Raw genomic sequence first — 7,891 nt, forward strand, 5'->3', positions numbered from 1 at the left:
GTTCCTTCACCTGAATGATCATGACTGATTTATCCGTTTCACCGATTGAAGAAATCAACGCCGCCATCGAAGACTACAATCCATTCAACAGTGCAGCTATTGATAAAGTCCAAAGTGTTTGGGGTAAAGGATTCCCTGATTTAAATACTCTCAATGCTCACGCTTCTCAAAAAGTATTGGAGATAATCAAGCAGGTTAAAACCAGTCCAGATAGTAAAGATAAGGTAGCTACTTTAGTTTTGACTGGCGATATCGGTTCAGGGAAAACTCAACTCATTGGTCGTCTGCGCCGTCGTGTCATTGGTGATGGTAGTGCCTTATTTATCTATGCTAATGGTAGTAAGTATGGTGACTTAAATCTGTTGAGACATCAATTTCTGCAAACGTTGGTCGAGAACTTGGCGCGAGTTGGCAGTCAAGGAGTTACACAATGGCAGGAAGTGGCGGCAGCGATGGCAAATGCCAGTAATTCCAGTGGTCAAAAAACAGCCGCAGCAACAATCGTTAAGAATTTTGATAAAGCCTATGATAAAGCTTTACAGAATAACCAAAATCTGCTCAAAAAATTGAGTAGCCAGATTCTCAAAATCAAGCCGGATGCTGACCCTTATATTCTCAGGGCGATTTTGTGGACTCTTTCAGAAATGTACGCCCCCTATACCCTTGAATGGTTAGCTGGTAATGAGCTAGATCAAGAAACGGCTAACTCTATAGGTTTGCCAACCAATGCTGGAAAGACATCTCAGGAACAAGAAGCAGAAGCTCTGGGTAATATACAACAAATATTACGGTTAGTGAGTGACCATAAACCTGTGCTGATTTGTTTTGATGAATTGGAAACCCAAGGAATATTATCGGAAGATGGGTTTACGAAAGCACAGGTAATTGTGCGCTTAGTTAAAGACCTTTACGATAATCTAGAACAGTCAGGTATTGGCAAAGGTATTGTCATGTTGACGGTAATGTTCGGGTCAACTTGGGCTGGAGAAATAGCCTCTGCTATCACTGGCACTGCAACTGTGAATAAGATTGGTGGTGGTGTGGGAGATCGGTTGTCAACAGCAACTCAAGGAAAACCAATAAGTTTAAAACCTCTAGATAGTCAATCTATTGTTGATTTAGTTGCCTTATGGTTGCAAAAAGAGCTATATGAGCCTCGTGGTTTAAAACCTCATGATCCAGTTTATCCGTTTGCAGAAAGTCAACTCAGAGATATCGGTAAAGGCAAGCCGACTGTACGGGAAGTCTTGGATTGGTGTGCTAAGAACTATAACCGTAAGGCTATCCCTCCAGAAGAGAGATTTAAAATAGCCGCTAAAGCCGCAAACGAGGCAGACATTGGAGATTATTTAGAGGACAATGATAAAATCGCTGATGCTCTATGTTTTGGCTTTGAGCAGTTGATCGGTGAAGCCTTGGAAGGGGAAACTTCAACCGGACAAAAATTACGGCAACTAACAATTGAACGTGTTGATACTGATATCCAAGTCATCAACTCAAAGGCGACTCCCAAGAATCTTTCAAACCAAGGTTACATTAATTTTAAGGTTATTGGCAATGAAGATAACAAAAATTTTGTCATTGGTGTAGCCGTGATTCAAAAAGGCAACGCAGCTGCACTAGGCGCTGGATTAAAGCGCTTAACGGCATACGAAAGATTTGGTTTAACTCGCGGTTGTTTAGTTCGCGATAAAAGCAAAAAAATAAACAACAAGACACAGGCTTATAAGTTACTGGAGAAACTTATATCTCAAGATCAGGGAGGAGAATGGGCGTATCTGGAAGCTGAACAGATTAGACCTCTGATTGACCTTTATACTGTTTATCAAAACTGCGAGACATATCAGCTTACTCAAAAGCAGGTGGCAGAATTCTCAAAACCCCAAATCTTAGAGAATCAGCTACTGCGAGAAATCCTCAGTGATCCCTCTGGTGAAATTGATTCAGAGACTATCGAAGAGGAAGAACTCTTTGGGACGCTGTTCGACGAATCTAGTGCTGATGATACAGCCAATGATGACAACCTAAATGACCTATTCGTAGCATAGGAACATAAATTATGCTGCAAATCGCCCTACGTCTACCAGTCCCAGATATTGAAGCCTTAATCGAAGGACGCTCAATTGCCATTATCCCCAGGATATTTGTCAATCCGGGACGACAATTTGCTCTCTATCCCTCAGATACATCCACTAACGCTCTGCCTATCGAACAATATTATCGCTCTAACTTCATCCCCACCGCCCAAAAAAGTCTGGCTGAACTCGGTTCTGAAACCGTTATAATTAAAGCCTGGGCAAAATGCGAACGTTGTAAAGTCTTGGATAATTCAGAATCCCTGGATTTTCTATCCCAGCTAACTGTATGGACAAAAGCCGGATTAGAGCAAACTCGTGTCAAACGGGGTCATATTTTTTTAGCCTACCTGCGGGTTTATCGACTCCCACAACCGATGGAAATTCCTGTAAATTCGAGTCCCCGATTTATTCCACTTCCCCAACCTTTAACGGTTACTCAAGACACACCTGTTTTGAGTCAGACACGCTTTGAACAGTGCTGTCGCCAGATGGAACAACGACAGCCTCCCCAGCATCCAGAATTGGAAGAATTACAGAGTGCGATAGCGAAGCGCTGCTGCTTACAGCAGATCGCGTCATTATCAAATAATAATTTAGCGGCTAAAGAACTTGACCAAGATATCAAACAATTCTTAGGCTGGAGTAGCCAATCAATCGGGAGATTTGACTCTGATTTCATCTGGATTAAAACAATCGCTGATGTCGGTAACTCTAGCGATGGCAATGAATTTGAAAAACTGGTGCGAAAAAGCTTAATGAAACTAGGATTTACTAACTCTAGAAATGACCCAAGAGCCAGCCTAAATCCAGAAGCCACTGGCGGTGCTGGCGGGATCGATTTTTATGCGGATGCACCTTATCCCATTGTTGGCGAATGCAAAGCTACCAAAAGTGAAAAAGTCCCCAGTAGAACTCCGGGACAATTAATCCAACTGGGTAAAAACCATCTGCAACAAGACTATGATCCTTGTATCAAACTCATTGTCGTCGCTGGTGAATTAACTCCAGACGCTTTACGAACAACTTTAAATAATCAGATTAGCGTGATTCGTCCAGAAACTCTCCAACATCTCGTAGAATTGCAAGCCCAGTATAAAGGTGCTATTGACTTACTGAAACTCAAAGCCTGCTTGCAAGATGCTTATGGGTTAGCCGATGATAAAATTGAGCAATACCTGGTAGACGTGCGTCAAGACATCGCCGTGCGATCGCACATTGTCCAATCCGTTAAATCCTTTCAGGAAAATGCAGGGTTAGGCGAAGTGGGAGTTGATGCAATTTATGGGGCGTATATTGGTTCGAGTCCCCCCAAACCCTTAATGCCAAACGAATTACGTGATATTCTTATTGAACTATCCTCGCCGTTAACAGGCTACTTAGGGCGGAGTAAGGGTAATGAATTGAACCGCGATCGCTTCTATTTCCTGCGCGATTTACCTCTAATTCATTAAACGCCTTTGATCAGCCCAAAGTTCGGTAATATCAAAGACTAGCGATCGCACAATAACTTCTTCATTCATGACCTACTACATCGCGCCCAGCTTCCAGGATAAACTAGCGGTTCACATTACCAAAAACTATCTAGAGTTAGAGGGGGTACGGGTTCCTCTGATTCTCGGTATTCATGGACGCAAAGGAGAAGGCAAATCCTTCCAATGCGAGTTAGTCTTTGAGCAAATGGGGATTGGTGTCATCCATATCTCTGGCGGTGAACTGGAAAGTCCGGATGCGGGTGATCCAGCCCGTCTGATTCGCCTGCGTTATCGAGAAGCCGCCGAAATGATTAAGGTGCAGGGGAAAATGTGCGCCTTAATGATTAATGACTTGGATGCAGGGGTTGGACGTTTTGACAGCGCGACTCAATACACTGTCAATACTCAACTCGTCAGCGCCACATTAATGAATATTGCCGATCATCCCACCGACGTGCAACTCCCTGGGAGTTATGACGCCAATCCCCTGCATCGCGTCCCGATTATCGTCACCGGGAATGACTTCTCCACCCTCTATGCGCCGTTAATTCGAGAGGGTCGTATGGAAAAATATTACTGGGAACCGAATCGAGAGGAACGCATTGGCATTGTTGGCGGGATTTTCGCTACCGATGGACTATCGCGACGAGACATCGAACAACTGGTGGATCAGTTTCCCAATCAAGCCATTGACTTTTTCAGCGCCTTGCGATCGCGGATTTATGATCAACAGATTCTCCACTTCATCCATGATGTCGGACTCGATCAAGTTTCCTTTCGGGTGGTTCGCAGTACCGAAGCGCCGCCGGAATTTGAAAAGCCGAAATTTGAACTATCTCACTTAATCGAATTCGGTCAGGTGATGATTGGCGAACAAAGACAAGTTGAACAGACGGGATTAGTTCGAGAATATAATAAGGCACTGCGCGAAAGTCCTACCCTTGAGTTACCTCCAGCACGGCAAATACCCGGTCAAAATAACACCCAGACGTACAGACAGGGAAAGGGTTTAGCCAAAGAACCCCGCACCCTTGATCAGGGATCAGCCAATCAAGCCACTACTGAGAATAGAGTTAACCTTAAGACACCTCAGCCGTTAGAACTGATCGCGTCCATAGATTTAGATATCCAGCAGCAGATCCGCGAACTCTTAGCCCAAGGCTATCGTCTAAGTTTAGAATATGCCAATGAGCGGCGTTTTCGCACCAATGCCTGGAAAAGTGATGGCACATTTCAAGGAAATGAAGCATCAGAGGTGATCCTGACCTTAGCCGAACGCCTTGCGGAGCATAATAACGAATACGTGCGATTAATTGGCATTGACCCCAAAGCCAAGCGGCGAGTTCTGGAAAAGCTCATCCAGCGACCGCGTTAGGATGGGGGAACCCTTTACGACCTTTGAGGGCATGATTTGTAGGGGCGGGTTTATGTGCTTTCGTTTCGCTATTGATGATAACCTTACTTCAAACCCGCCCTTTCTAAATGTAGGGGCGAGTTTCACTATCATCGTTTCTTTCCTCACCCAGATGCGACTAAACCCGCCCCAACCTAGGTATAAGGGCGGGTTTTGTTGATTACTTATTGGTGACAAACCCATTGAATGGCTAAACCCGCCCCTACATTTGATTTAATTCCCCATCTTCCATCTTTCCCAGCTTCCCCCACTCCATCCTCCCTCAGACACGCTAAATTGTAATGTAGAAGTTCTTAGGCAACGGATAGGTTTAACTCTCCCGAACAACGTGATGAACGACGAACAATGAACCATGAACGCTCGCACCAGGAAAAAGAGACCCGATTTAATACCATCCACTAGGATATGAATTCTCCCAAACCTCCCCAACCGCCGAAAACTATTCTGGGTCAGTTGACTCAGGCTGTTCAGACGATTCAAGCCAGAGTTAACTTTGAAGCGCTGGCGCTGAAGCCAAATGCCAAAGTTCCAGAACTGTGGGTGCAAGATGCGGGTGCGGATAAGGCGGAAGTATACCCCCTCTTAGGCGATCGCTATTTGCTGGGACGTAGTTCTAAATCCTGCGATATTGTGGTGCGAAACCCAGTGGTGAGTCAGGTTCATTTGTCCTTGGAACGCTATGGGCGATCAGGTAGAACCTTTATTATTAAAGATGAAAATTCCACCAATGGTATTTATCGAGGTAAACGCCGCCTGCCATCCTTAGCCTTGCGTCATGGCGATATTCTCACCATCGGTCCACCCGAATTAGCCGCCTCAGTTAAGCTGCAATATGTTGATCCGCCGCCTTGGTATATTCTCGGTATTCGTTACAGCCTCTATGGGGTGGGTGGATTAACCGCGTTAATTGCTTTAATTATTGGCATTGAATGGCTGAAAGTCCCAGTACGACCCCTACCCGTTGGAGTTCAAGGACCCGTTGTCGTCTATTCTCGTGACCAAGTGCCTTTGCGTCAACCGCGTACTGAGGTTCACCGAGAACTGAAACGGTTATCGGATTTTTCCCCCTATCTCCCAAAAGCCTTAGTTGCTTCGGAAGATAGTCGCTATTATTGGCATTTTGGTGTCGATCCCTATGGAATTTTGCGGGCATTAGTCCGGAATATTCGGGGGGGTGGAATTAAAGAAGGGGCAAGTACAATTAGTCAACAGGTGGCTCGTAGTTTATTTACCGAATATGTCGGGCGAGATAATAGTGCCGCCCGTAAACTGCGGGAAGCAATTGTAGCCATGAAACTGGAGACATTTTATAGTAAAGATGAGATTTTAAAGACCTATTTAAATCGCATCTATCTAGGGGTAGAAGCTTATGGGTTTGAAGATGCTGCCCAATTTTATTTTGATAAATCGGCACAAGATTTAACCCTTTCCGAAGCCGCGACTCTGGTGGCAATTTTGCCAGCACCCAATAGTTACAATCCAGTGCAGGATTATGATACGGCGTTGGCGTTGCGAAATCGGGTAATTAACCGGATGCGGGCAATGGGGATGATTAGTGATGAGGAAGCCAAACGAGCCAGGCGATCGCGCATTGAGGTGAGCCCGAAAGCCCGTGAATTCCTGAATAGCACCAAAGCTCCCTATTTCTATAATTACGTGTTTGAGGAACTGCGGGATCTGCTGGGTACGGAGTTGGCGCAAGAAGGGAACTTTATTGTCGAAACCAGTCTCGATTTGCAGACTCAGGCGAAGGCGCAATCAGAACTACGTAATTTTGTCAATACCACGGGCAGCCAATTACGCTTTTCTCAAGGGGCGATAGTCACCCTAAATACCACAGATAGCTCAATCCGAGCGATGGTGGGGGGTGTGGATTACCAAGAAAGTCAGTTTAATCGGGCAACCCAAGCCCAACGACAACCCGGTTCAACCTTTAAACTGTTTGAATACGCCGCCGCCTTAGACCAAAGAATTCCACCAGGAAAAACCTACTCCTGCGCCCCAGCTTATGGCTTGCGCGGGTGTGAACGTTCCGGGGGTTCGGTAAATATGTACACAGGTTTGGCACTATCGGAAAACGTGATTGCGGTGCGGGTAGCCATGGATGTGGGATTAGGGAATGTGATCGAAACGGCGCGACGATTAGGGATTCGCTCGAAGCTTGATCCGGTTCCCCGCTTGGCAATTGGACAAAGTGAAGTGAATGTGTTAGAGATTACCGGGTCTTACAGCGCGATCGCGAATAATGGAGTGTGGAATCGTCCCCATGGGATTGAACGGATTCTCGATAGCGGGGATTGTGTCGATGAGAATGATCCGAAAACCTGTCGGGTGATCTATGAGTTTGAGGAAAATGGGGAAGGGGGGGTTCAAGCGGTAGCCCCTGCGGTTGCCCAGACGATGACCACAATGTTACGGGGGGTTGTGAGCAATGGCACAGGCGGTTCCGCCGCGATCGGATTTGGAGAAGCGGGGAAAACCGGAACCACTGACCGCAATGTTGATTTGTGGTTTATTGGTTTTATACCCAGTCAGGAGTTAGTCACCGGGATTTGGTTAGGTAATGACGATAACTCACCCACGCGGGGAAGCAGCGCCCAAGCTGCACAATTGTGGGGGAGTTATATGCGGGATGTGGTGCAGTAATTGTTCGTAGTAGGCACTTTAGTGCCTTAAAAGCCTTGATTTCTAAGCACTATAGCACCAGTTTCACCAATCGCCTTGGGTTCAAACCCAAGGAACCAAAAGCTCAAGTCAGAAGAGAGCTGACTAAATAGGGGCTGCTGAATAAGTCTTGTGGTGGGGAGAGGCAATAGGGAATAGGCAATGGGCAATGGTTTTAACATCTCGACTTCGCTCGATGTTGACCCTCTGTCGAGGTAAAATTTGGTGCTGTTGTCGGCGAAAATTCCAGGATGCAAGACGGT

General features: G+C 45.8%; 4 protein-coding genes. All 4 read left to right on the forward strand.

Annotated features, from left to right (window positions below; translation table 11 throughout):
• Positions 1-20: 20 nt before the first annotated feature.
• The 4 genes from RID53_RS25895 (at position 21) to RID53_RS25910 (ending at position 7,610) form a co-directional block, all read left to right on the forward strand.
• Positions 21-2,048: a P-loop NTPase fold protein gene (locus RID53_RS25895; protein WP_446390829.1), complete on the forward strand. Its 2,028-nt coding sequence runs from the start codon at positions 21-23 to the stop codon at positions 2,046-2,048.
• An 11-nt stretch (positions 2,049-2,059) separates the two neighbouring features.
• Entirely contained in the window at positions 2,060-3,529 is a 1,470-nt protein-coding gene (locus RID53_RS25900) for a DUF1802 family protein (RefSeq protein WP_446390830.1), read from the forward strand.
• 67 nt (positions 3,530-3,596) lie between these two features.
• On the forward strand, positions 3,597-4,925 hold the full coding sequence (locus tag RID53_RS25905; protein WP_446390831.1) for a ribulose bisphosphate carboxylase small subunit: 1,329 nt from the start codon (positions 3,597-3,599) through the stop codon (positions 4,923-4,925).
• Positions 4,926-5,369: 444 nt separating this feature from the next.
• Entirely contained in the window at positions 5,370-7,610 is a 2,241-nt protein-coding gene (locus RID53_RS25910; protein ID WP_446390832.1) for a transglycosylase domain-containing protein, read from the forward strand.
• Positions 7,611-7,891 lie beyond the last annotated feature (281 nt).

It is taken from the genome of Coleofasciculus sp. B1-GNL1-01, assembly GCF_040220235.1.
In the GTDB taxonomy this organism is placed as follows: domain Bacteria; phylum Cyanobacteriota; class Cyanobacteriia; order Cyanobacteriales; family Coleofasciculaceae; genus Coleofasciculus.

Excerpts from the sequence above, each read along its gene's own strand:
- RID53_RS25910 (WP_446390832.1), top strand. The coding sequence starts at position 5,370 with ATGAATTCTCCCAAACCTCCCCAACCGCCGAAAACTATTCTGGGTCAG.
- RID53_RS25895 (WP_446390829.1), top strand. The coding sequence starts at position 21 with ATGACTGATTTATCCGTTTCACCGATTGAAGAAATCAACGCCGCCATC.
- RID53_RS25900 (WP_446390830.1), top strand. The coding sequence starts at position 2,060 with ATGCTGCAAATCGCCCTACGTCTACCAGTCCCAGATATTGAAGCCTTA.
- RID53_RS25905 (WP_446390831.1), top strand. The coding sequence starts at position 3,597 with ATGACCTACTACATCGCGCCCAGCTTCCAGGATAAACTAGCGGTTCAC.